This window comes from Ruminobacter amylophilus (assembly GCF_900115655.1).
In the GTDB taxonomy this organism is placed as follows: Bacteria; Pseudomonadota; Gammaproteobacteria; order Enterobacterales; family Succinivibrionaceae; genus Ruminobacter; species Ruminobacter amylophilus.
The window spans coordinates 24,480-48,107 of record NZ_FOXF01000015.1; the positions used below are offsets into that span (position 1 = coordinate 24,480).

The following is a 23,628-nucleotide window of genomic DNA, read 5'->3' on the forward strand; positions in this document are numbered from 1 at the left end:
TGAGTGTGATTAACAAAGGAAAATTTGGAAAAATTGCAGGATTTGTCGCTTCACTGGGATTGGTTGCTCTTATGTCCGCGGGGTGTGAAAGCGACGATGCTGATGGTGAAAAAGGTGATTCCCAAACGGCCGAGCGGACGAGAATTACTTTTTTTGCGGCTGCCTCAATGACGGAAACTCTTACGGCCATTGCGCAAAGGTATGAGGCGGAACATCCCGATACGGAAATCGTGTTCAGTTTCGATTCTTCCGGTACACTTAAAACTCTGATTATTGAGGGGGCCTACTGCGACATCTTCATGTCCGCTTCCCCGAGACAGATGAACCAGCTGGATTCGGGAAATGGAGAAAATGAAGGTTATCTTATGAGCGGGACCAGAACCGATCTGCTTGAGAACCAGGTCGTTCTTGTCGTGCCTGATGGTAATCCTAAGGGCATAAAGGGATTCGATGATCTGATAAAGAGACTCGGAGATGGCGGAATTCTTCTTGCGGTTGGCAATTCCGACGTTCCCGTTGGGCAGTATTCTGCAAAACTCTTCTCGGCTTACGGGCTGAATCCTGATGAACTTTACGGCAGCGGAACACTGACCATCGGAAACAATGTTAAGGAGATTACTTCTCAGGTTAAGGAGAGCGTGGCCGATGCCGGGATTATTTACGCAACTGATGCAAAATCCGCAGGACTTACTGTCGTTGACACTGCTCCGGAGAAAGCTGTAGGCAGGGTTATTTATCCTGTTGCCGTATTAAAAGGTTCAAAACATGCCGGGAAGGCCGAAGACATCATTGAATATCTGAAGAACGATGAGTCACGAAAGATTTTTGAAAGCGTGGGTTTTAAGAGTTTGATCCTTCAGCCGGCAGATGAGTCAAAGATCTTTACTGATTGAGGTTCGGAGTTTTTGGGCATGGATTTGTATCCCTTATACAATTCAGTGAGAATAGCCTTGATTTCCACGGCGGTCATCTTTCTGGCGGGAACTGCAGCTGCTTATTACATATCCAAACTTCCGAGAACACTGAAGGGAATTCTGGATGTCATTCTGACGGTTCCGCTGGTTCTGCCTCCCACTGTCATCGGTTATCTGCTGTTGCGCGTTTTGGGACCGAACAGACTGCTTGGAGGTTTTTTCATGGAGTATTTTGACCTCCGTCTTACCATGAACTGGTGGTCAACAGTGTTTGCCACCACAGTGGTCTGTTTCCCTCTGATGTACCGTACGTGCAGAGGGATTTTCGAGTCCTTTGACGAAAATATCATTCTTGCCGCCAAAACCCTGGGGCTCAGTAACATATTTATTTTCTGGCGTCTGATTCTTCCCGTGTGCAAATCCGGAATCATTGCCGGTCTGGTACTGTCCTTCACCAGGGCTCTGGGCGAATACGGAGCTACCAGCATGGTGTCCGGATACATTCCGAAGGAAACAGCCACTATTTCAACCACGGTGTATCAGCTGTGGCGTACGGAGAACGATGCGCTGGCGGTAAGATGGGTCGTCATCAATCTGCTGATTTCGTTTATGGTGCTGATGTTCATGAACATGTTTGAAAATCGCAGGAAGAAATTTTAATGTCCCTGATCGTAGATATTGAAAAAAAACTGGATAATTTCACCCTGAAGGTTTCATTTACCGCGGGGGACGGCATCACTGCGGTTCTGGGGGCTTCGGGATGCGGCAAATCCGTGACTCTTAAGTGCATAGCAGGTGTGGCAACACCGGACCGTGGCAGAATAGTGCTTAACGACAGGGTGCTTTTTGACTCAGAAAAGGGTATTAATCTTTCGCCGCAAAAACGCAACGTGGGGTATCTTTTTCAGAATTACGCTCTTTTCCCAAACATGACCGTTTTAGGCAATATTCTCTGTTCCGTAAGAAATGCGACTTCCTCTGCGGAAAAGAAAAAAAAGGCAGAGGACGTGATAACCCGTCTACATCTTGATGACGTGAAGCACTGTCCGGTAACGGCAATATCAGGGGGGCAGATGCAGCGTACGGCTCTTGCCAGAATTCTTGTGAACGATGCCGAAATAATCATGCTGGACGAACCTTTTTCTGCTCTGGACGAACATCTCCGCTTTGCCGTGGAAAATGAACTGGCCGGGGTCATGAAGTGTATCGGTAAAACCGTGTTGCTGGTCTCCCATAACAGAGATGAGGTCTACCGGCTGAGCTCTCGGGTGGCGGTGATGCATGATGGTGTAATCGAATATTCAGGGAGCAGGGAAGATGTTTTTAAAAATCCGCGTACCTTGAGCGGTGCCAGACTTACCGGAGTCAAAAACATAGCTCCTGCGGTCAAGGATGAAAATGGGGAAATACACGTCCCGGGATGGGGAATGAACTTCAGGGATTGGACAGCCTCTGATGCCGGGGAAATTACCGCTGCAGGTCTGCGAATGAATGAGCTCAAAACCGTGAAGGTCGAAGGAAGTTCCGGAAGATTTTATGATTTTGTCATCATGAGTGTGACAGAGAATCTGTTTAATTATGTTGTTGAGCTGCGCCGTAAGGATACGGCTGACGCTCTTATCCTGTACTGGCAGGTGTCTGTAGATGTCTGGCATTGGAACGGACAGCGTGAAATCAGTCTGTTTGTTGCCGATGACTCCCTTATGCCGCTACGGGGAAAATGTGAGTGGAGTTAAATGTCAGTGTTTAAAAAATTATCTTTCAGGGAAACAAGGGACAGGCTTCTGTCTGTTATCGGAACCATCGGTACGGAAAACGTGGAACTGTCTGAACTGTGCGGCAGGGTCATAGCAGGGAATATCACGGCTGCCATGATGATTCCTCATTATGACAGATCTCCATTTGACGGTTATGCCTTAAGGAGTGAGGATGTTGCCGGGGCATCAGAGGATAATCCGGTTACCCTTAAGATCATTTATGAAATTAAGGCCGGAGATACTGCGGGCCGTCCTGTAAAAAACGGCGAGGCCGTTAAAATCCTTACCGGAGCTCCGGTTCCTGATGGAGCGGACTGTGTGCAGAAATACGAGGACACGGTTTTTGATGAAGACAGTGTGACACTGAGTGCACCTCTTAAGTTTAATCAGAACGTGGTCAGGGCGGGAGAGGACGTGAAGTCAGGAATGCTTCTGGCGGAAAATGGAACCGTTGCTGATGCGGCGGTTATGGGAATGCTGGCATCTCAGGGGATTGGTGTTGTCCCTGTTTTCCGCAGGCCTCGCGTTGCCGTGATAAGCACTGGCAGTGAGCTTGTCGAGGTCGGGGAACAGCTTACGGGAAGCCGTATATACAATACCAACCGCTATATGCTTGAGGCAGAACTCAGAAGGTGTGGATGCATTCCGTTTTATGCCGGTCTTGCGGGTGACGATCCCGGTGTGATTGCAAAGCTTGTTTCCGAAAGCCTCGACACTCATGATGCCGTGGTGATTACCGGAGGTGTTTCTGCCGGTGATTATGATTTTGTGCCGGAAGCCATGGAAATGACAGGGGTGGAAATTCTGTGTCAGGGAGTAAAAATGAAACCTGGAATGGCATCCGTCTACGGTTTTCGTAACGGTAAACCGTGTTTCGGCCTGTCTGGAAATCCCGCTTCCGCCATGACGTCTTTTTATGCCGTCTGCCGCCCTGTTTTAAGAAAGTATGCAGGAGAAAGAAACTGGCTTCCTGAAATGATAAAGGTGAATATGACGGGAGACTTCGGCAAAAGTGCCGGCTGTGAACGTCTTCTGAGAGGCAGGATGAGTATTGAGAATGGAGTGATCTGCATGCGACCTTCATCAGAACAGGGGAATGCCGTCATCAGCAGTATGGCCGGTGCCAATCTCATGGTAATAATACCTGCAGGACACGGTCCGGTTCATGCGGGAGAAATTTTTGACGGTTTTATGATCTAGAAGAGGACATCATGAAAAAGATTGACGTACGCAATGCCGTGGGCATGAAACTCTGTCATGACATAACCGAAATGCGTGACGGTTTCAAGGGACCTGTCTTTAAGCGTAATACTGTTATCAGGGAGGAGGATATAGAACATCTTCTGAACATCGGTAAGCGTCACGTGTTTGTATGGGATGACGAAATTTCGGAAATACATGAGGACGACTGTGCCCGCAGAATGGCGGCAGCGGTTTCCTCAGAGGGAGTCCGTTTTGAAGGACCGTCCGAGGGTAAGATGCTGATGTTTGCCGAAACCGAAGGTCTGTTCCGTGCAGATACTGAACTTTTGAAAAAAATCAATCATGTTGAGGATGTCACGATATGCTCGGTTCCCGATCATTATCCCGTTAGACCCGGAATGAAGCTTGCGTCCATGAGAATTGTTCCACTTACCACAAAAGAGATAAACATTCTTAAGGTTGAAGAGCTGTGCAGACAGAAGGAACTGTTTAAAATTCTGCCGTACCGCCGGCTTAAGGTTGGAATCGTCATAACAGGTTCTGAGGTCTACCACGGCAGAATCAAGGATAAATTCGAGCTCGTTTTAAGAGGCAAACTGTCAAAGTATCCGGCGGACATACTGGGAGTGACCGTGTGTGATGATGTTCTGGAAATGATTACCGCCTCAGCCTCTGCTTATCTGAAAAAAGGCGCGGATCTTCTGATTTTTACGGGAGGTATGTCGGTGGATCCTGATGATCTTACCCCAACGGCCATTAAGTCTCTTGGGGCGGAAATCATAGCCTACGGCATGCCGGCACAGCCCGGAAACATGACTCTCGTGGCGTATCTGGGAGATGTGGCCGTCATGGGGGTTCCCGGAGCGGCCATAGCCCTTCCCGTTACCATGACCGACGTTCTCCTGCCTCAGGTGTTTACCGGAGTGAAGTTTACTCGCGACGACCTTATCGGACTCGGTAACGGGGGACTGTGTCAGGGCTGCTCCGTCTGTCATTTTCCTAACTGTACTTTCGGAAGGTATTAGCACCGTGCAGGATCTTTTTTCCCGAAAAATCAATTATCTCCGTCTTTCGGTTACCGGAAGGTGCAATTTCGGCTGTGCCTACTGCAGCGGCGGGCGCGGGGACTGTCCGCGTTCCGATGAACTGTCGGTGGACGAAATCCGGGGCATTGTCAGGGCTGCGGCATCTCTCGGATGTACCAAGGTCCGGCTCACCGGCGGGGAACCGCTCATACGTCATGACATTGCGGAAATATGCCGTACCGTCATGAACGTTCCCGGGGTTAAAAAACTCTGTCTGACAACCAACGGTTATTACCTGTCCCGCCATGCGGGAATTCTTAGGGATGCCGGGGTATCCTGCGTAAACATAAGTCTTGATACCGCGGACGATGAACGTTTTTATAAAATAACGGGGAGAAGGGCGCTTGGGGACGTGCTGTCGGGAATTGACGCGGCACTTGCCTCAGGGTTTGACAGGGTAAAAATCAATGCCGTGCTGCTTCACGGCGTCAACGATGACGTGAAGTCGGTACGGGATCTCGCGTCGCTTACCGAAAGGTATCCGGTTGATTTGAGATTCATCGAGCTGATGCCGTCACGTCTTATCGGAGAAAGTTACGGCAGAAGCTTTGTTTCCGCCGATCTGGTTTTTGAGTCACTGCCAGGGCTGGAACGTTCGGAGACACCTGAAGACGCGGAGGGCGTGGCCGAGATGTACCGCATCCCGGGAGCTCCCGGACGCGTGGGCATCATTTCTCCGATGTCGGCCTGTTTCTGTCACCGCTGTTCCCGTATCAGGGTTCTGTCTGACGGCAGGGTGCGTCCGTGTCTTCTCAGAAACACCGAATATGACCTAAGGGGACTTTCATATGAGGATACGGTGGCCGTTTTGAGAAAGGCCGTATTGATGAAGCCGCTTAATTACGGGGAGGAAATCGGTACCGGTGCGGCTCAGTGCGAAATGAAGAGAATTGGAGGCTGATTTATTCATGAGTGATTTTACTCATTTTGACGAATCCGGCAGATGCCGCATGGTTGACGTTTCCGAAAAGAATGACACCTCAAGGATTGCGGTTGCCGAAGGTTACGTATACGTTAACAGGGAAACGCTGGGGCTCATAAAAAGCGGCGGCATAAAGAAAGGTGACGTGCTGACGGTGGCTCAGATTGCGGGGATCATGGGAGCCAAAAGAACCCCCGACCTCATTCCCATGTGTCACACCCTGATTCTTAGTGGGGTTTCGCTGGAAATTACCGTTGATGACGACAGGTGCGCGGTCAGAATACAGTCCAGGGTTAAGAACCGCGGTGCCACAGGCGTTGAGATGGAAGCCCTTACGGCCGTGTCAGTGTCTGCTCTTACCGTGTATGACATGTGCAAGGCCGTGCAGAAGGACATGCGTATCGGCGACATCAGACTTCTGCATAAGGAAGGCGGTGTTCACGGGGTTTTTCATGCAGAGTCTTAGAATCGGAGTGGCCGTGATGGCCGGGGGAAAATCTTCCCGCATGGGGTGTGACAAGGCAGAGCTCATGCATGATTCGGGGGACTGTTTTCTGACAGCCCTGTGTAAGCGCTTGGATTTTTTTGCATACAGATACGTGTCGGTGAACGGCGGACGCGGTTACCTCGTTGACGGTTTTGATCCGGTAACGGACACCGTTGCGGACGCGGGCCCTGCCGGCGGAATTCTGTCCGTGCTGTCACTGACGGAGGCCGATGCGGTTCTGGTGCTCGCATGTGACATGCCGGATTTTACCGCGGACGAGGCCCGAAGGCTGCTGTCCCTTTATGCCGGTGAGGACGTGCTGGTTCCCGTGATTCGGGAAACATGGCAGCCTCTGGCGGCGATATATTCCAAAAATACGCTTCAGGTTTTCAGGGACAGCCTTGATTCCGGAAACTTCAGACTTAGGGACATAATCCGCCGTACCCGTTTCAGAACCGTTCAGGTTCCCCGTGAGTCCGAGTTTAATTACGTCAACATCAACACCCAGGATGAATATCGGTTATATGAATGTAATCATTCAATATTGTTTTAAGACAAAAGATTCATGGAAAAATTTAATAAATCTTCATAAGGACAGCTTCTATTGAGTTTCGTTTTTATTTGACTAATGACCAAGTGAACATTGGAATGTAAACGGTAATAGATGAATATTTGAGATGTAATATAAAACGAAACAAAAAATCACTTATTACAAGATTGTATAAGTTTTTTGTGTGATTTTATGTGATAAAAGTAAAATTGCATTGCTTTATGTGGAATAAAGACATATTATACAGGTATGTCTTATAAAGGGATTTGTTTATATGAAAATACAAGCAGTTGTAATAGATGGGTTTAAAAATTTATCAAATGTAAAAATTAGATTTGATAACATTACTGCCCTTGTTGCGCTTAATAATTTTGGAAAGTCCAATGTCCTGTCAGCAATCGATTTTGGTATGACCTTTATTAAATCGAGCGTGTCTGAAAAACAAATTATGATGGCTAATTCAAATCTTATTCCGATGAATAAAGCTATGTTGGGACGCAATTATAAGTACGAGATGGAGGTTTCTACAGAGATAAATTCTCAAGAGTATCTTGTTCAGTATGGATTTGAGTTTAATTGGAAAGATTCTGTTGGAAAGGCTCCCAAAATTGTTGGTGAATATTTAAAGGTTAAATTAAATATCAGGGGACAAAAATTTACGCAACTAATAGGTCGTTCAGAGAATAATGCGTTGTACAAAAGTTCTGAAACCGGCAGGTGCTCATCAAAAATCAATGTGGATTCAGCAGAGCTTGTTGTTAATAAGTTGAAAGCTTTTGATGATATATATTATTTCGAGATTATTAAAAAAATAAATAATATGAAAATTTATATGGAAAATAATCTTGATGCAAAGTTTTTTTATCAGCCAAATCCCATTATAAGAAAGGGGCTCGAGAATGAGATGATAAATGCTGATAATCTTCCGCGTATTATTTATAATCTAAAGACTCAATATTCAGGCAAATTTGATTTATTGAAAGATGTTTATACTAAATTGTTTCCGAATATTGAAGACGTAATTGTCAAGCAGATTCCCATAGGTGGAACGGAGGATAATCAAATTCCTGAAGATGCACCTTTTGTATTTTCTAAATATATTTATGTTTTATTGGTAAGGGATTGTAATTTATCAAATTCAATAGATTTTGCTTCTATGTCTGATGGTGCTAAAAGAGTATTTTTGATTCTCACAAAAATAATAGTTTCCAGCATAAGCAATGTGTCTCTGATTGCTATTGAGGAGCCGGAAAATTCTGTGCATCCTGGGCTTTTTCAAGCCTATATAAGAATTATTCACCAATTACTGGACGATTGTAAAGTTATTATTACCAGTCATTCCCCTTACATTGTCAGTTATCTGGATCCTGCATGGATTCATGTTGGTATGAATGTTAAGCCTGGGGTGGCTGAATTCTTTTCATTTAAGAACTCTGGTCAAAAACAACTTAAGAAAGATGCAACTCATTATCATATGAGCATGGGAGATTACTTGTTCTCGCTTCTTTCAGATGCCGACGACAGCATAAATGATTATTTGGAGTTTGGCAGTAATGAATAAATGCCTTGTATTATTTGTTGAAGGTGAAACTGAAATTGAATTTTATAAAGCGGTAATTTCTTTTGCCAGAGGAAAACTTAAAAACAAAAGATTTGACACATGTATAGAATGTGAGAACGTCAATGGAATCGGTGGATTTAAGAATATTGCTCTTAGAAGATTTGAAAAGAAAGTGAAGCCCAAGTACGATGAAGCATGTAAGTTTACGGTAGTATTATGCAGTGATACGGATGTATTCGAATTAGAGCAAAAGCCTCCCGTGAATTGGGATGAGGTTAGGAATGATTTGATTTCGGCTGGAGCCCATGATGTAATTTTAGTCAGAGCCAAAAAATCTATTGAGGATTGGTTTTTATATGATTCTGACAGTATTGTGTCATTTTTGAGGTTAAAAAAAGGAGAAAAAATTACTGGAAGTAATGGTTATGACAAATTAAAACGTTTATATAAAAAGGCAAATAAGATGTATTTTAAAGGCATGCAGAGTAATGGAATGGTTGAAAAACTTGATATTGAGAAAATATCACTTGCAGTAAAAGATCAGTTATCGCCTTTGTATAAACTTCTCGGTGTAGAGCTGTAGTAAAGGGATTTACAATATAAATAATTTCGATTTAGACGAGCAAATGCCGCCGAGACGGTAATAACAGATACCGGACTTGTTTTTTTTCCTGAATTTTTAAATGAACAAAAGGAAAGATTATGGACTATATCTATTTTATCAATTCGCGGGATATTCGCGAATATCTCTATAACATCAACTTCCATTTAAATGGTGAACAGAAATTATTTTTAATTGACAAATGCTATAGAATTACACTTGATGAAAAAATAGAAGCATTTAAATCTCTTTTGAAGGAGAACGATGAGAAAGTTATTATCAGAAATCCGTGTTACTGGATTCGAAAGGATACCAGTTGCTCTAAAAACAGATTGGAAGATGAAGTAATCAGTCTTCACGAATTTGTATTCAGTTTATTAAAACATTATCAGAACCTTACAGATCTTTTGAAAATTAAAGACAATAAGTCATATTACCGCATCAGTTATCTGGATCTGAACGACAGTGAAGAATATTTCGAAATTGAATTCAGTTTTACGGATTTTGACAGTGCCGTCTCCTATCTCAAGGAACAATACCTTAATGAACAGAAAATTACGGTCGTAAAAATACAAAAAATATTTTTTTTCGATGCCAACAGTCATCAGGGAAAAACTGACAATACCTGCCGACAGATTGTTGCTTATCTGAATGCGGATCTTAAAATATTAAATATTTACGGTTCCCGCATTACAGATGAACCATATGAAGATTACACTACTGACTCCTTGATGATTTATCTGCCAACGCCTTTCAGGTGCGGAGATATTCTTACCTGCAGTGCGGATGCCAGATATGCAGGATATACTCATGGTTTTGATCCATTTGTAATGATTAAAACATTTCCTGATGAAAAGCTCTGCAGAGGAGTTGACTGTTCTGATATATTTGTCGAAGCCTATTATCTGAGTGATGAAAAATTAACGAATTTTTTAGTTGATAACACACCTCACATATACGATCTTGAATATTGCAGACAACCTATAGAAAACAAATTCAGACTGCTCAAAGTATTAAGTGCACGGCTCCAGAAAGATGATCTTGTTGATGAAGAAGGACTGGTGCGCACTGCGATGTACTGCGAAGCGGAAGCAACATATAAAGAAGCATGGAATAATCTTTATACTTATCCTGCAGTCAAATATCTGCTGTCTACTTCGGAGGAACAGCAGATAAATACCAAAAGCAACGAATACAGATATATAAAACCTGAGCGTCTGCTGCGATTTTCCTGCAAAATAAAAATATGGCTGGACGATGAACGGGAGGCGCCTGAAGGTTACTGCCACTGTCACAGTGTTAATGAGACTATAAATAAAATCAGACAGTGTGAAAAATATGCCGTATTCATTGAAGAACTGAATCTTGATCATGACCTTGGAGACTACGCCGGTGACGGGGGGGATGCCATCAAACTTCTGGATTTTTTAGTTGAAAGAGAAACATATTATAAAATAAAAATACATACGGCTAATCCTGTGGGAAGAGCCAACATGCAGAGAATGATTGACAGATACTGGCGGGGACAAAATTAAAGCACTCCTCTCCGATGCCACTTAAAAAGAAAATCAGGCTCGATGTTAACCAGAAAGTATTTTTTAAATGTCGACTTGATGGTAATTCTACTGAAAACAGCAGTAAAAATTATACTTCGAATCATGAGAAGCAAAAGTTTAAAGAGGAAGTTATCTCCATTGTATAAGCTTCTCGGTGTAGAGCTGTAGTAAAGGGGTTTACAATATAAATAAATTTCGATTCAGACTGGCAAATGCCGCTGAGACGGCTTTTTTCACCGGTTTCCGCCCCGGTTTTCCGTCAGGTTCCGTCCTCTGGGGAAGCATGCGGAAAAGTCTTATAAAAACAGTGATACATGTAGGATTTATAAGACTCCGGTGTAGTTGTTTTCTCTTTTTTTAACTCTATCAAACAGTGTTCATCAGTCCCCACGTTTTATGATTAAATATCATACAGAACATGTTAAAATCCTTAAGTGTCCCTTTTCCCTTCCGCATTCATTTGCCTGCCTTGGTTTTCATACCGTAAGCCTCGGCATGAATTGCCGGACGGAACACGGGATTTAATGAACATTTAAAGTCCGGCATGTACCGGCAGCAGGGCACATGAACAGACTTAACGTCCCGCGGATAATAAATACGTAACCGGTTATGGGGAGCATTCAATGTATAAAAAACAGGAACTGAAAAACACCCAGAGAAGCAGGCTTCTCAACAGTTTTTTGTCAACTTTTCAAAAAAGGGTTTTGGCAAACCCTCCGGGGGTATGCTGCATATCAAGCCACATAGCTTACCTGCGTACCGCCCGCAGTCAGACCTGCGGTAAGTGCGTTCCATGCGCCAAGGGACTCGAACAGCTGGAAAAAATGATGCAGAAGGTTCTTGACGGTGGTGCCGACATGGATCTTTACGTTGATATGCTGTGGCTGGCTCAGAATATCAAGGAAACGGCGGACTGCGCCATCGGCTACGAAGCCGCCTACATGGTACTGACAAACATCAAGAACTTTAAGGATGAATATCTTTACCACATAGAGCATCACCGCTGTCAGTCCAATGTATCGGTAAAGGTTCCGTGCATGTACAACTGTCCCGCCTACGTGAACATTCCGGGATATATTTCTCTCATAGGTGCCGAACGCTACGCCGATGCCATCAATCTTATCCGTGAGGACAATCCTTTTCCCACCGCATGCGCTTTCGTCTGCGAAAGACCGTGCGAACTGCAGTGCCGCAGAACACTGATTGATTCGGCAATAAACATTCGCGGTCTTAAAAAATTTGCCGTAGACCAGATTCCGGTGGATGCCGTGGACACTCCTCCGAGAAACGTGCCCACCGGTAAGAGGATTGCCATCGTGGGCGGCGGACCTTCGGGGCTTACCTGCGCATATTTTCTGGCACGCATGGGGCATTCCGTGGTTATATACGAAGCCAAGGAGAAACTCGGCGGAATGCTGAGATACGGGATTCCGAATTACCGACTCCCCAAGGACAGACTGGATCAGGACATCGCAGCACTTCTGGCCGTGGGCGGCATAGAAGTGCGTCTTAATTCTCCGATAGGAAAGGATATAACTGCGGAACAGCTCGAAAAGGAATACGATGCCGTTTATCTGTCTATTGGTGCCCAGAGCGGCAAGGTGATTCCGATAAAGAATTACGACAATCCGAACGTGGCGTCCGCCGTGGAAATGCTTGACCGCATAGGTCACGGCGATCTTCCTGATTTCACCGGCAAAAACGTCGTGGTTATAGGCGGCGGCAACGTGGCCATGGATTGTGCCCGGTCCGCCATTCGCTGCGGAGCCGCTTCAGTAACGCTTGCCGTTCGTGAAAGACAGGTCGATATGACGGCCCTGCCTTCTGAAATTCAGGGGGCCATAGAGGAGGGGGTGGAACTTATGACCATGTACGCGCCTTCAGAGATTAAGGTTGATGAAAACGGCAATGTGGTGGCGCTTATCACCAAACCACAGATTACAGGTCATTATGACGAGCACACCGGACTTCCATCAGTGCGTGATGCCGCCAAGGAACCTTACGAGATTCCGTGCGACGTGATTTTCATGGCCATCGGTCAGGCCATTGTTTCGGAACCGTTTTCCGGATACGGGCTTACCAACAGGGGAACTTTCATTGTCGACAAAACCACGGCCATGAAGGATCATCCAGGTGTATTTGCGGGCGGGGACTGCGTCAGCGGCCCTGCAACCGCAATTATGGCCATCGGCGCAGGAAAGGTGGCCGCCATGAACATAGACGAATACCTCGGATTCCACCATGCCTATCGTCTTAATATAGAAATTCCTCATGTACAAAGCAACATGCGCAGTCACTACGGCAGGGTTAACCTGACAGAGAAGTCTGCAAGGGAAAGAAAGAAGAGCTTCTGTCCGGTTGAAAACAGCATGTCTCATGAAGAGGCAATGCAGGAGTGCAGCAAGTGTCTGAGATGTGATGTCTTTGGTAGCGGAACCATGAAGGGAGGACTCGTATAATGACTGAAAAGGTTAATCTGGTGATTAATGGCATCAACATTGAGACCGTTGCCGGCAGAACCATTCTTGAGGTTGCAAAAGAGCACGGAATATACATTCCGACACTCTGCTATCTCAAGGACGTAAATGAAATCGGTGCCTGCAGAATGTGTGTCGTTGAAGTTAAAGGACATTCCCATCTGTTTCCTGCATGCAACACCAAGGTTTGGCAGGGAATGTCGGTAGAAACCGATTCCGAAAAGGTAAAACTTTCCAGACAGTTCGTACTGCAGCTGATTCTCGCACACCACACTGTACGCTGTTTAAGCTGCTGCAAGAGCGGTGACTGTGACTTGCAGAAGCTTGCCACGGAATTTGAACTTCCGACAGTTAACCCTTATTCCAGCGATGATGCGAAACTTCCGTCAAAAACAGATAATCCTTTCCTGGCATATTATCCGGAACTGTGCATAGGCTGTCAGCGCTGCGTCAGTGTCTGCAGCAGAAGAGTCGGAAACGGGGTGCTCAATGCTTCAAAAATCGGAACCAGAACCTTTATTGACGCACCTTTTGGTCAGGACTGGAAGAATACCGAATGTGAACTGTGCGGCAACTGTGCCACAGTGTGTCCTACCGGAGCACTGGTGGCAAAGAACATGGGCAAGTATCAGACCGGTAATGTGAACAGAGTTCTTACCACCTGCCCGCACTGTGCCACGGGATGTCAGTTTTATCTCATGGTTAAGGACAACAAAATTGTGGACGTGCAACCGGCCGAAGGTCCGTCCAACAGAGGGCTTTTATGTGTTAAGGGACGTTTCGGTTCCTTCAATTTCGTAAATTCTCCAGACCGTCTGAAGCATCCGTTAATCAGAAACAGGGAAACAGGTGAATTCCGTGAGGCTTCATGGGATGAGGCTCTGGATCTCATAGCAATGAAATTCGGTGAGATTAAGGAACGGTACGGCGCTGATTCTCTGGCGGGCTTTGCATGTTCCCGTTCACCGAACGAGGACTGCTATATGCTCCAGAAAATGGTCCGCTGCGCTTTCGGAACCAACAACGTGGATAACTGTGCCAGAGTATGTCATTCCGCAACCGTGGCAGGGCTGGCCATGACACTGGGCTCGGGGGCCATGACCAATCCAATAGGCGACATTACCAATGATGTGGATCTCATAATGCTGGTAGGGTCAAATCCCGAAGAAGCCCATCCCGTGATCGGCATGCAGATAAGACAGGCTGTGGCAAGAGGAACCCATCTCATCGTGGTGGATCCCAGAAAGATCAGACTGGCAAAGGATGCGGACATTCACATCAGATTAAAGCCAGGAACCAATGTGGCCTTTGCCAACGGCATGATTAACATAATCATAAACGAAGGTCTTGCGGATGAAAAATTCATCAGGGAAAGAACTGAAGGTTTTGAGGAACTTAAGGAAATCGTAAAGGATTACACTCCCGAAAAGGTGGCTGAAATCTGCAACATAGACGTGGATCAGCTCTGTGAGGCGGCAAGAATGTATGCAAAAGCCAAAAAGGCTCCGATTATCTACTGTCTGGGGGTAACCGAGCACTCTTCCGGCACCGAGGGCGTAATGTCACTTTCCAATCTGGCAATGGTTGTGGGAAAGATCGGTAAAAGCGGTTGTGGGGTAAATCCTCTCCGTGGACAGAACAACGTTCAGGGGGCATGTGACATGGGAGCTCTTCCAGGGGATTTTCCAGGATACCAGAAGGTTACGAATGAAAGAGTGGTAGAGAAATTCGAGAAGGCCTGGAACGTAAAATTAAGCAGAAAGCCCGGACTTCACGCAACCGATGTTTTTCCTGCGGCTGTAAGAAAGGAAATAAGAGGACTCTTTATTTTTGGAGAGGATCCGGTGGTTTCCGATCCGGATCAGGGACATGTGATTAAGGCTTTGGAAAGTCTTGATTTTCTCGTGCTCTGCGATCTCTTTATGACGAAAACAGCGAAGTATGCCGACGTGATTCTGCCGGGAACAAGTTATGCCGAGAAGGAAGGTACCTTCAGCAATACCGAACGCCGTGTGCAGAGAGTCAGAAAAGCCGTTACCGTTGAAGGTGAAATGCGTCTCGATACCGACATCTTTACAGATATCATGAACCGCATGGGATATCCCCAGCCGTATCTCCGTGCTGACGAAATCATGGATGAAATTGCCTCCCTTACCCCGAGTTTCGGAGGTATCAGCCATAAACGTCTGGATGCCGGGGAATCACTGCAGTGGCCGTGCCCTGACAAGAATCATCCTGGAACCCCGATTCTCCATACCGAGAAATTCGCCAGAGGTCTTGGACTGTTTTATCCTGCTCCGTACCGGGAAAGTATGGAACTTCCGGATGACGATTATCCGTTCATCCTAATGACCGGTCGAGTTCTTTATCATTACAACGCCATGGCCATGACAGGAAGGACTCCGGGACTTGTTGAAAAGTCAGGTTCATCCTTTATTGAAATCAATACCGAGGATGCACTGAGACTTGGTATTTCCGATGGGGATTCTGTGAAACTCACTTCAAGGCGAGGAAGCGTTGTTTCCAAAGCGAGAGTGGGAGACAAAGTGTCCGTTGGTGAAACATGGATGCCGTTCCATTTTTCTGACGCCTTTGCCAATGTACTCACCAATGCGGTTCTTGATAAATTTGCCCGTATTCCGGAATACAAGGTATGTGCCATTAAGATAGAAAAGGCGGAAGAATAATATTTGCTTATTAACTCCGGTTTGTAATTGTTTTAATAAATCTGTAAATAGTTTGTAATATATTAAAAATATTTATAGGTATACCTGCAATGAGTAAAATTATTTCAATTGGTCAGGCAGCTGAATTACTTGGTGTACATGTACAAACCTTACGCAATTGGGAAAAATCAGGAAAATTAAAGCCTGACAGTATTTCTCCGGGGTGGGACAGGGAGGTACAGTCAGGAAACAATCCTGAGGATTAGCGGGAAAGAGCTTCCACAAACAGAAAAGGATGAAGGAATCACAGTCGCCTGCGCCAGAGTAAGTTCACATGATCAGAAAGAAGATCTCAAAAGACAGGCTCGGGTTCTGGAACGGTACTGTGCTGAACACGGATATAAGTATGAGCTTATGACCGCTCTCGGTTCAGGGATGAATTATTACAGGAAAGGACTGACATCCCTGATCAATAAGTTTCTTGATAATAATGTAAAAAGACTGGTTCTTACGCACAAGGACAGATTATTGATATTCGGAGCCGAACTGATTTTTTTCAATATGTGAAGCCAGAGGCGTGGAAGTGGTGATTATCAACCGGGGAGAAGACAGGGCTTCCTTTGAAGAAGATTTAGCAAAGGATGTATAGGAAATAATCAACGTATTTTCTGCCCGTCTGTATGGAAGTCGCAGCAGAAAGAACCAAAAAATTTTAGAGAAATTACAGGAAAGCGTGAAATAACGTCACAGGCGCTCAGCCATAGAATCAGAATTATTGCAAACAATAAGTTCAAGACTTATTGCTGCAAGGCTTCCGGCTGTTCACGAAAGGCATATAACCGGGGATTTGCGGAAGCTTTTAAAGTATTAAAATCATTGAATTTACCTATATGTACGAGGTCCCCAAATATGCCTCGCAGCGGCCGTTTATATTTTCTGGAAAGGCGTTATCCAGATACTATTATGCAAATGATCGAATCTACAGATGTGACTGCTGCGGAAATAAAATGGACCGGGATGTACAGGCTTCAGTAAATCTGATTAAAAAAGCGGTGCAGCTGGGGCTGTAAAGAGACAGGAGCTAAGATCAATACTGGCTGATTTAAATAAAATCAGCTGACAGATCCGGTATGAAGGCTTTATTTGATATAGGATTTTTTATAAATCCATAATAGCGTGAGGTTGGCCGAATACTAAAAAGGAAATACCGTGCTTCGTTGAAGTTCACTCAAAATTTAGTCTGTTCCTGAATCATGGTTTTGCCATGTTTACTTTTTTATTGCCTGTTGCAGGTGTTCAATATACAGTCGAAAAGCGGAGTAAATACCGTTATTAATCACAAATACGTCTGTCATGTTAAGGTACTTTCAGGTCTGTGTTGTAATATTGATGTAACAGGAAAGAGGATTTATCCGTATTGATATTTTTAGGTGAATAATGGAACAGGATTCCCAAAAGAACGTTGCTGATGAATATGAAGACTGTCGCAGAAAGCTTGCCGGCAGAAATGATTCCATTCTGAAAAAGCACATTAATGAACCTGATTTCGGGCTGGTACCCGAAAAGCCGGTATTTCTGGAAGGTATTGCCGAGACCAGCCGTTTTCTGGACAATCTTACAACCAGCGACGGAACCAAGGTTTACGGCATCCGCAAGGATGCGGCTCAGATTTCCGGAATTGCCGGACTGGTCGACTGCTATGTGATGTATTACAAGAAGAAGGGGATCTTTTTCAGAAGAAGCATCAGAATCGGCAGAATTTATGTCTGCGAATACTGTAATGAAACCACCTGGCTGGCGCCGAGAGGTTATTCCTTAAGCTGCAGAAGGGTAAGGGAAGAATAATTTCAGAACTGCGCGTAATCCGGCCGGCCGGTATTCTGTACGCGTGAGTTTTCAGGATGAATCCCGTGACTGATGACGGGGTTCTCTTTTTTTATTTTGGGTACAGAGTTTCAATTCAAATCAGCCAGAAACGCGCAATGATCTGCGTTGAAGACTGACAGGTGCGGAATATGCCGGCTTCAGTGTAAGGCACAGCCGAAGAACACGGCGGGAATGTGAACCTCAACCCGCCTTTAGGCAGGGGAGAATATCAGGGCTTTACGCGGTGAACCGTTTCGAAACGGTATTCCTGAGCAGCGTCAGGATATTTGCTGCGATCCACCGGACTGATGAACATTTCATACGGTCTGGCGCATACCTTGTATGGAGGATAAAGAGCTTCGTAGATTACGAGTTTTTCACCTGTTTCGGTGTGTGAGGCGAAAGCCACGATACGGTACAGGTATTCTGCGGTATCCTGATTGACGTATTCTCTCTTGAAATGACGGACAATGTCTCCGACTCTGAATTCGCGTAATTCCCCGTTTCTGCTTTCAGCGGTCATGGATTCTCTCCTTTGTCTGTGATTAAAATCTGATGGTCTGCCATTTTCTTTCTGCTGCTATATGCAGCAGCTTTTCACTGTGTACGCCGGGATTGGCCACAAAAGCGTGATCCACGGTTTCGAGCAGAGGTATGTCATTAATTGTATCACCATATCCGCTGCTGTCTTTGAGATTAAGTCCTTTTTCCTGACACAGAGCCTTTAATCTTGCTCTCTTGCCTTCCTGATGGCAGAAATCGGAATATACGTCCCTGATGCGTCCTTCCTCGTCGTATTTTACTCTGGTGGAGATGAAAAAGTCTGCTCCGACGAGTTCAGCCGTCTGCTTAACCAGAAGATCCATGGTTGCTGATGCCAGAATAATCACATGTCCCTCATTTCTGAATCTGCTGATAAGCTCCTGAGCTTTAGGGTAGACATGCGGTTTAAGGTAGTTTTCGCGATAGTCATCGAGCAGATCCTTTAGTTCAGCTTCGGTTTTTCCGGCTATGGGCTTTATGACATAACGGTAGTACTCCAGAATATCCAGGGTGCCGCTGTAGAATCTGGCTCCGGCTTCACGATTGAAATCCATATAGTCAGGAGTAATGATTTTATGGTCTATGAGGCATTTGAAAAACTGATCGTTGCTGTCCCCCCTCAGGATGGTGCCGTCGATATCAAAGATTTTAAGAGCCATGATGATTTCTCCTGCCGTGTTATGTGAACAAGCCGGCGGATGAAGAGACGACTGCAGACCGCCGGGATTCATATTGTACAGGATCCGGAACATGTATGCTTTATGTTTTTCACGGCGGAATTATTCCTCAGTCACTGCTTTTTCTGCCGATGCGGCGGAAAGACATGCTAAGAGGCGGTCTGTTTGCCGCGGTTTCTCAGTTTTTCAGCCATGGCAAGGATTTTCTGGTAGCATTCATTCATTTCATTGTTAACCATGTTTGACTGGTATCTGTATCTCTGGAAGCAGGATGAAACCTTGCTCAGAGTGATGGAGCTGAATGAATAGAAGCCCAGCTGCGACAGCAGGGAGAACATGTTGATGTTATACGGATCCAGATTGTCTGAGAAGGTGTATCCGCAGTCGTTCGGAGCCAGAAGTCTTTCATGGTTTCTGCCGTATTTGGCGATAAGCTTCGGCAGGAAACTGTAGAACCGTTCCACCGGGTAGAATGATCTCAGTGCGGTACTGCCGGCATTCTGACTGAAGTATGATTTTATGCTGTAGGGACGGGTTACGGGAATGTTGTGCGGAGTGAAACGGTATCTGCCGTACCAGTCGGTAATCTTGCCCAGGAATATGTTTACTGTTTCTTCGTTTGCGTCCGCTTCATCCTGCAGAAAGTCATCATAGTATTTGCGGATGTCCCCCTGGGAAAAACCGCAGATGCAGGTTCCCTGATCACTGTAGCTTACGTCGGAAATATATGGAAGTCCTTCGTGCTTTTCCGTGGAAAGCGCGAATTTGGTTTCACCGCAGAGCAGCAGCCAGTCAATGTATTCCACCTGGTCATAGAGAGCATGATAGAAATCAAGCATTTCATTATAGAGGGCAGGGAAGTTGACGACTCTGTCCTCCAGAAAACGCAGGAACGGCTGATCGTAGTTATCTATGAGGAACACAATCTGTCCGGTGGGACTGGTTCTGGCAACAGCACGTATGAAGTGCATGGTGAGCCAGTAGGTGTTCAGTTCGCTGTTAAGCTTGACCTGAATGTTCTGTTCGAACAGATAAGACTTGTAGTAGGAGTAGATGAAGCTGCGGAAACCTTCGGCTGACTGAATCTTGCGGTCGGAAAAATCGAGCTTGAGAACTGTCTGCTTCGGAATTTCCATGTCCATGGTGGCGATATTCAGGTTTCTGATGAAGGAATGCTCCACTCCGTTGGTGAAAATGAATTTGATGGTATCAAGAAGCAGGGTTTTACCGAAACCCCAGGGCCTGATGAGTATTTCGAACTTGTTGTGCTTTTTATACAGGTTGGCTATCTGAGAGGTTTTGTCGATATAGATGTTTTCTCCCAGAATAAGATCGGAAAAGCTCTGATGAGAGGTGTTTTCGAAAAAGTTCATACCCTTAACCCGTATAAGTTTAACCTGCATGCGCTGCTGAATAAACACGGTATAAGGACACGGTTTACCGGCAGCCGACGATACAGATTAATTTTAAAGACTTTTAGTGCTTTTGAGTAGTGCTTTTGTTAAATTTGAATGACTGGCTCTCAGTTGCTCACGTCAGGTTCCGTAAGATTGCCGATAGATTACGGTTTTCAGCTTTTTTTCATGTTGAATGTTTCCGGCTTTGAATCTGTGAAAATCTTAAAATGAAAACAGATCCGACGAATCGGTATAACAATGAATATAAACTGATTTGACTGATTGAGAGATAAAAGGAATCTGTTTAGGTGGGGCCTAGCTGCATCTCGGTACTTCCAAAATTCCACGCTGGTTGCTTCCTTCCGGACCTGGCCGGGTACGCAGACATGGAATACGAGAGAACCAAACCCCATTACGGAGATTGTCTGTCGCTTCAGACATTGACTATCTTATGCCAATTCCGGAAAAGTGCAAGAGTTTTTTGCATTAAAAACCGAAAAAAAGGTCTGTTTGATTGTTTTTTGTTAAGTGTATCGTAAAAAACAGGGTGCAGGCATTGGTAACAGGTCATTTTGTGTACAGACCTGTTACCGTAAGGACTACCAGTTGAACAGGGTGTCCAGAAAATTCAGCAGCATGAAGATAGGTGTCGCCAGAAATGTGGTCATTACACCGCAGACGATAAGACTCAGTGATGAGTATGCTCCCTGAGTTTCTCCCTGCTCGTTGGCGGCTGAGGTGCCTACGGCATGGGCGCAGGCTCCGATTGCAAGCCCCTGGGCTTTCGGATTGCGTACGTGAAAAAGCTTCATCAGCGGAAAGCCTATTACGGCTCCGAGAATGCCGACACCGCATACAATGCAGGCGGTGATGGAGCTGATTCCTCCTAGACGGTCTGACACGTCCATGGCCAGGGGAGTGGTAATGGATCTTGCCCCGAGGGTAGGAATCATATTCTGATTCACGCCCATGAGATGGCAGCTTACATAGGCAATCACAAAGCTTATGAGGATGGAAACCGTGCAGCAGATGAGAATCGGTACCGCCTGTGACTTTATCAGCTTGAACTTGAGGTAGAGCGGAATTGCCAGTGCCACTATGCATGGTTCAAGCAGCCAGGTGATGACGGAGGTTCCGTCCTGATATTCCTTCGGATCCGCTCCCGTAAGCAGAATCAGGGACACGATGATGATGACAGGAATCAGCAGCGGATTGAGAATCGACCATCTGGTTTTCATCTGGATGGCGCGGACAAGAAAGAACAGTCCTACGGATAACGGCAGGGCGACATAGTACATCCACTGATGTCCGGTAAAAAATGACGTAATGTAATCCATTGTTATCTGGCCACTCCTGAATCTGACTCTGCCACAGCTGGGACGCTCAGAGTTGAAAGCTTCCGTTTCGCCAGCTTTTTGAATCTCAGAGCCCGTTTATACATAAGCTTGCGCTTTCTTCTTTCCTCCGGGGTTTCGCTCATGTGCTGGAACATTCTGCCCACCACCAGAAGAATCAGGGCTATACCCGATACCATGTTGAAGATAATCAGCACCATGGAGGAGTAAACCTCATTGAGATAGGTGATGATGCCTATGGCTGAAGGCATGAACAGCAGGGCCATGTATTTGAGGAAAAGCGAGCCTGACGGCATGATCCAGTCAAGTCTGATGATTCGAAACTCCAGGCAGAGGAACAGAATCAGCAGTCCGACAATGCTTCCCGGAAAAACAAAGGGAAGGAGTGACGAGATCTGTTTTCCGACAAACAGACAGGCGTATATAAGAAGAAAACTTATGGCAAGCCATAATGTCTTTTTAAGAAAAGCGGTCATGAAGCGTACCGTCCTGTTTCTGAATATTTTGATATGTATCACATTATACTCCGGTGATCTCATTATGCAACATAATGAACGGAGTACCTGATTTTTTAGGCGTGAGAGACTGTATTCAGGTTAAAAAATTGTATACCGGTGTTAACTTTATGTGTCGAATAGGATAAAATGACCGCCGTGAATATGGCGGTGAACGGAAATGTTCTGCCGCATCGGTTTTGAAACAAGCAGGTATAAGCCGAAAAATAGCGGATTTTTCGGTGTATAATATCGGTTATCTGAAAGTGATTACCCGGATAATCCGATAAAGCCTCCTGTTTTCGTGCAGCATGCCCGGGGCTGAAAATCCGGGACGGTGCTGATTTGATTCGGAATCCGGTTTTTTAAAAAACGGATGTCTGTTATTTGTTTTTGTATTTTTTGGAATTTTGGGTATGCAGTGGATTGATTACGCCATCATCGGTATTATTGCGGTAAGCGCTCTCATCAGCTTAATCAGAGGATTCATCAAGGAAATCCTGTCTCTTGTGGCCTGGGGTGCGGCTTTTTTCGTGACCGCCAACTTCTATGACGCTTTTTCAAAGCTGATTACCTTTACCGATGATACTGCCGTAAGATATGCGGTTTCTTTGTTCGTGCTGTTTATCGGCACTCTGATGATTATCGGTTTCGTTAATTACATCATCACTCTTGTTTTAAAGAAGACCGGACTTTCCGGAACGGATCGCATGCTCGGTACCGTGTTCGGAGCGATAAGAGGCTGTCTCATTGTTCTGATTGCGGCCTGCGGTCTTTCCCTTGCTTTCAATTACGGTTTCTTCACCAAGTTAAAGAGCGAACCGTGGTTTAACGATGCCAAGATTCTGCCTGAGGTTCTGCACCTTGCGGATTCAACCCTGAAGTCTTTCGGTCTTGAGAATCTCGGCAAGTCAATGGTTACCGGCTATGCCGCAAAAAATGAGACCGTGGAACAGAAGGCTGAAGAAGCTCCTGTTGCAGAAAAGGCTGAAGTAGCTCCTGCCGCCGATGCCGGCGTAACCGTTGAAGAGGAAAAGCTCGACTGACGTATTTTCTGAACCGTATGCATGCGGTTCGGTATTTTTATTGAAAAAATCCCTGCTTTCATGCCATGCCTAGTATGGCCCCAGAAATTGATCACTTAAGTTTCTAGGTCATACTAACATAATTTAAGGCTTGTTTCCTGAAATTAATTGGAGACAGGCCTTTTAACTTTTTACAAACTCTGTCAGTGTTGTACCAATTTATATAATCTTTAATAGCTGTTATGAAACGACCTTTGTCAAGCAGAAATTTAGGTAAGACATTTTCCTCAGTGTAAGCACGGCATTGGCCACTATGTTATACGTGGATTGGATACCTCAGGTCAATGGTTCGCCGCGAATTCTATTTGTCTTTCGTCGAGGATCACTGTTCATAGTGCCATCATAGCTATATCGTAGATAATTCAAACCTTCTTGATGAAAAACGTCTTATCTAAATCACTGTCAGTTTCAGATGTTAAATAATCACATCCG

22 protein-coding genes, 1 other RNA gene and 1 pseudogene are annotated in these 23,628 nt (G+C 45.3%); 17 read left to right on the forward strand and 7 right to left on the reverse strand.

Annotated elements, in window-relative coordinates:
• Nucleotides 1-5: 5 nt before the first annotated feature.
• The 16 genes and pseudogenes from modA (at nucleotide 6) to BMY80_RS05510 (ending at nucleotide 17,624) form a co-directional block, all read left to right on the forward strand.
• The gene (gene modA, locus BMY80_RS05440) at nucleotides 6-893 is read left to right on the forward strand and encodes a molybdate ABC transporter substrate-binding protein (protein ID WP_177178499.1); all 888 of its coding nucleotides are present in this window, start codon (nucleotides 6-8) and stop codon (nucleotides 891-893) included.
• Between the two features lie 18 nt (nucleotides 894-911).
• Nucleotides 912-1,574 carry a molybdate ABC transporter permease subunit gene (gene modB / locus BMY80_RS05445; protein ID WP_093141682.1) on the forward strand — a complete coding sequence of 221 codons (663 nt, stop codon included), beginning with the start codon at nucleotides 912-914 and terminating at the stop codon, nucleotides 1,572-1,574.
• The gene (locus tag BMY80_RS05450) at nucleotides 1,574-2,650 is read left to right on the forward strand and encodes a sulfate/molybdate ABC transporter ATP-binding protein (RefSeq protein WP_093141685.1); all 1,077 of its coding nucleotides are present in this window, start codon (nucleotides 1,574-1,576) and stop codon (nucleotides 2,648-2,650) included. Before modB ends, BMY80_RS05450 begins: the two co-directional genes overlap by 1 nt.
• The gene (locus BMY80_RS05455; RefSeq protein WP_093141688.1) at nucleotides 2,651-3,871 is read left to right on the forward strand and encodes a molybdopterin molybdotransferase MoeA; all 1,221 of its coding nucleotides are present in this window, start codon (nucleotides 2,651-2,653) and stop codon (nucleotides 3,869-3,871) included. It abuts the gene before it with no gap.
• 11 nt (nucleotides 3,872-3,882) lie between these two features.
• On the forward strand, nucleotides 3,883-4,899 hold the full coding sequence (locus BMY80_RS05460; RefSeq protein WP_093141690.1) for a molybdopterin-binding protein: 1,017 nt from the start codon (nucleotides 3,883-3,885) through the stop codon (nucleotides 4,897-4,899).
• Between the two features lie 4 nt (nucleotides 4,900-4,903).
• A complete protein-coding gene (gene moaA, locus BMY80_RS05465) occupies nucleotides 4,904-5,860 on the forward strand; it encodes a GTP 3',8-cyclase MoaA (RefSeq protein ID WP_177178500.1) in 957 nt (318 codons plus the stop codon).
• Nucleotides 5,861-5,867: 7 nt separating this feature from the next.
• Entirely contained in the window at nucleotides 5,868-6,347 is a 480-nt protein-coding gene (gene moaC / locus BMY80_RS05470) for a cyclic pyranopterin monophosphate synthase MoaC (RefSeq protein ID WP_093141695.1), read from the forward strand.
• Nucleotides 6,334-6,921, forward strand: a complete 588-nt coding sequence (gene mobA, locus BMY80_RS05475; RefSeq protein ID WP_177178501.1) for a molybdenum cofactor guanylyltransferase — start codon at nucleotides 6,334-6,336, stop codon at nucleotides 6,919-6,921. Before moaC ends, mobA begins: the two co-directional genes overlap by 14 nt.
• 271 nt (nucleotides 6,922-7,192) lie before the next feature.
• Nucleotides 7,193-8,479, forward strand: coding sequence for an AAA family ATPase (locus BMY80_RS05480; protein WP_093141699.1), 1,287 nt, complete (start codon nucleotides 7,193-7,195; stop codon nucleotides 8,477-8,479).
• Nucleotides 8,472-9,062 (forward strand): hypothetical protein, encoded by a 591-nt coding sequence (locus BMY80_RS05485; RefSeq protein WP_093141702.1) that lies wholly within the window; start codon nucleotides 8,472-8,474, stop codon nucleotides 9,060-9,062. The genes BMY80_RS05480 and BMY80_RS05485 overlap by 8 nt, the downstream gene beginning before the upstream one ends.
• A gap of 119 nt (nucleotides 9,063-9,181) precedes the next feature.
• Complete coding sequence (locus BMY80_RS05490) at nucleotides 9,182-10,615, forward strand: cyclic-phosphate processing receiver domain-containing protein (RefSeq protein ID WP_093141704.1); 1,434 nt, start codon at nucleotides 9,182-9,184, stop codon at nucleotides 10,613-10,615.
• A 644-nt stretch (nucleotides 10,616-11,259) separates the two neighbouring features.
• A complete protein-coding gene (locus BMY80_RS05495) occupies nucleotides 11,260-13,095 on the forward strand; it encodes an NAD(P)-binding protein (protein ID WP_093141707.1) in 1,836 nt (611 codons plus the stop codon).
• Nucleotides 13,095-15,800, forward strand: coding sequence for a formate dehydrogenase subunit alpha (gene fdhF, locus BMY80_RS05500; protein ID WP_093141710.1), 2,706 nt, complete (start codon nucleotides 13,095-13,097; stop codon nucleotides 15,798-15,800). Before BMY80_RS05495 ends, fdhF begins: the two co-directional genes overlap by 1 nt.
• 89 nt (nucleotides 15,801-15,889) lie before the next feature.
• Nucleotides 15,890-16,521 (forward strand): annotated as a pseudogene (locus BMY80_RS05505) (IS607 family transposase).
• Between the two features lie 148 nt (nucleotides 16,522-16,669).
• Complete coding sequence (locus tag BMY80_RS12785; protein WP_143066461.1) at nucleotides 16,670-16,849, forward strand: zinc ribbon domain-containing protein; 180 nt, start codon at nucleotides 16,670-16,672, stop codon at nucleotides 16,847-16,849.
• Nucleotides 16,850-17,216: 367 nt separating this feature from the next.
• A complete protein-coding gene (locus BMY80_RS05510; protein WP_093141713.1) occupies nucleotides 17,217-17,624 on the forward strand; it encodes a hypothetical protein in 408 nt (135 codons plus the stop codon).
• A 250-nt stretch (nucleotides 17,625-17,874) separates the two neighbouring features.
• On the opposite strand, the gene BMY80_RS05515 is transcribed toward BMY80_RS05510, so the two are convergent.
• The 6 genes from BMY80_RS05515 to BMY80_RS05540 all read right to left on the reverse strand — a co-directional run bounded on the left by BMY80_RS05515 (nucleotide 17,875) and on the right by BMY80_RS05540 (nucleotide 22,135).
• Entirely contained in the window at nucleotides 17,875-18,168 is a 294-nt protein-coding gene (locus BMY80_RS05515; RefSeq protein ID WP_051622084.1) for a DUF1653 domain-containing protein, read from the reverse strand.
• Between the two features lie 22 nt (nucleotides 18,169-18,190).
• The gene (locus BMY80_RS05520) at nucleotides 18,191-18,847 is read right to left on the reverse strand and encodes an HAD family hydrolase (protein ID WP_177178502.1); all 657 of its coding nucleotides are present in this window, start codon (nucleotides 18,845-18,847) and stop codon (nucleotides 18,191-18,193) included.
• 167 nt (nucleotides 18,848-19,014) lie between these two features.
• A complete protein-coding gene (locus tag BMY80_RS05525; protein ID WP_177178503.1) occupies nucleotides 19,015-20,238 on the reverse strand; it encodes an AAA family ATPase in 1,224 nt (407 codons plus the stop codon).
• A gap of 334 nt (nucleotides 20,239-20,572) precedes the next feature.
• Nucleotides 20,573-20,670, reverse strand: an RNA gene (ffs, locus tag BMY80_RS05530) — signal recognition particle sRNA small type.
• 191 nt (nucleotides 20,671-20,861) lie between these two features.
• The gene (locus tag BMY80_RS05535) at nucleotides 20,862-21,599 is read right to left on the reverse strand and encodes an LrgB family protein (protein WP_245730059.1); all 738 of its coding nucleotides are present in this window, start codon (nucleotides 21,597-21,599) and stop codon (nucleotides 20,862-20,864) included.
• Between the two features lie 2 nt (nucleotides 21,600-21,601).
• The gene (locus BMY80_RS05540) at nucleotides 21,602-22,135 is read right to left on the reverse strand and encodes a CidA/LrgA family protein (RefSeq protein ID WP_051622082.1); all 534 of its coding nucleotides are present in this window, start codon (nucleotides 22,133-22,135) and stop codon (nucleotides 21,602-21,604) included.
• A gap of 392 nt (nucleotides 22,136-22,527) precedes the next feature.
• Between BMY80_RS05540 and BMY80_RS05545 the strand changes: the two genes are divergently transcribed.
• Entirely contained in the window at nucleotides 22,528-23,157 is a 630-nt protein-coding gene (locus tag BMY80_RS05545; protein ID WP_093141722.1) for a CvpA family protein, read from the forward strand.
• A gap of 103 nt (nucleotides 23,158-23,260) precedes the next feature.
• On the opposite strand, the gene BMY80_RS12790 is transcribed toward BMY80_RS05545, so the two are convergent.
• Nucleotides 23,261-23,401 (reverse strand): IS3 family transposase, encoded by a 141-nt coding sequence (locus tag BMY80_RS12790; protein WP_093141734.1) that lies wholly within the window; start codon nucleotides 23,399-23,401, stop codon nucleotides 23,261-23,263.
• Nucleotides 23,402-23,628 lie beyond the last annotated feature (227 nt).

Excerpts from the sequence above, each read along its gene's own strand:
- modB (WP_093141682.1), top strand. The coding sequence starts at position 912 with ATGGATTTGTATCCCTTATACAATTCAGTGAGAATAGCCTTGATTTCC.
- BMY80_RS05450 (WP_093141685.1), top strand. The coding sequence starts at position 1,574 with ATGTCCCTGATCGTAGATATTGAAAAAAAACTGGATAATTTCACCCTG.
- BMY80_RS05455 (WP_093141688.1), top strand. The coding sequence starts at position 2,651 with ATGTCAGTGTTTAAAAAATTATCTTTCAGGGAAACAAGGGACAGGCTT.
- BMY80_RS05460 (WP_093141690.1), top strand. The coding sequence starts at position 3,883 with ATGAAAAAGATTGACGTACGCAATGCCGTGGGCATGAAACTCTGTCAT.
- moaC (WP_093141695.1), top strand. The coding sequence starts at position 5,868 with ATGAGTGATTTTACTCATTTTGACGAATCCGGCAGATGCCGCATGGTT.
- mobA (WP_177178501.1), top strand. The coding sequence starts at position 6,334 with ATGCAGAGTCTTAGAATCGGAGTGGCCGTGATGGCCGGGGGAAAATCT.
- BMY80_RS05480 (WP_093141699.1), top strand. The coding sequence starts at position 7,193 with ATGAAAATACAAGCAGTTGTAATAGATGGGTTTAAAAATTTATCAAAT.
- BMY80_RS05485 (WP_093141702.1), top strand. The coding sequence starts at position 8,472 with ATGAATAAATGCCTTGTATTATTTGTTGAAGGTGAAACTGAAATTGAA.
- BMY80_RS05490 (WP_093141704.1), top strand. The coding sequence starts at position 9,182 with ATGGACTATATCTATTTTATCAATTCGCGGGATATTCGCGAATATCTC.
- BMY80_RS05495 (WP_093141707.1), top strand. The coding sequence starts at position 11,260 with ATGTATAAAAAACAGGAACTGAAAAACACCCAGAGAAGCAGGCTTCTC.
- fdhF (WP_093141710.1), top strand. The coding sequence starts at position 13,095 with ATGACTGAAAAGGTTAATCTGGTGATTAATGGCATCAACATTGAGACC.
- BMY80_RS12785 (WP_143066461.1), top strand. The coding sequence starts at position 16,670 with ATGTACGAGGTCCCCAAATATGCCTCGCAGCGGCCGTTTATATTTTCT.
- BMY80_RS05510 (WP_093141713.1), top strand. The coding sequence starts at position 17,217 with ATGGAACAGGATTCCCAAAAGAACGTTGCTGATGAATATGAAGACTGT.
- BMY80_RS05515 (WP_051622084.1), bottom strand. The coding sequence starts at position 18,168 with ATGACCGCTGAAAGCAGAAACGGGGAATTACGCGAATTCAGAGTCGGA.
- BMY80_RS05520 (WP_177178502.1), bottom strand. The coding sequence starts at position 18,847 with ATGGCTCTTAAAATCTTTGATATCGACGGCACCATCCTGAGGGGGGAC.
- BMY80_RS05525 (WP_177178503.1), bottom strand. The coding sequence starts at position 20,238 with ATGAACTTTTTCGAAAACACCTCTCATCAGAGCTTTTCCGATCTTATT.
- BMY80_RS05535 (WP_245730059.1), bottom strand. The coding sequence starts at position 21,599 with ATGGATTACATTACGTCATTTTTTACCGGACATCAGTGGATGTACTAT.
- BMY80_RS05545 (WP_093141722.1), top strand. The coding sequence starts at position 22,528 with ATGCAGTGGATTGATTACGCCATCATCGGTATTATTGCGGTAAGCGCT.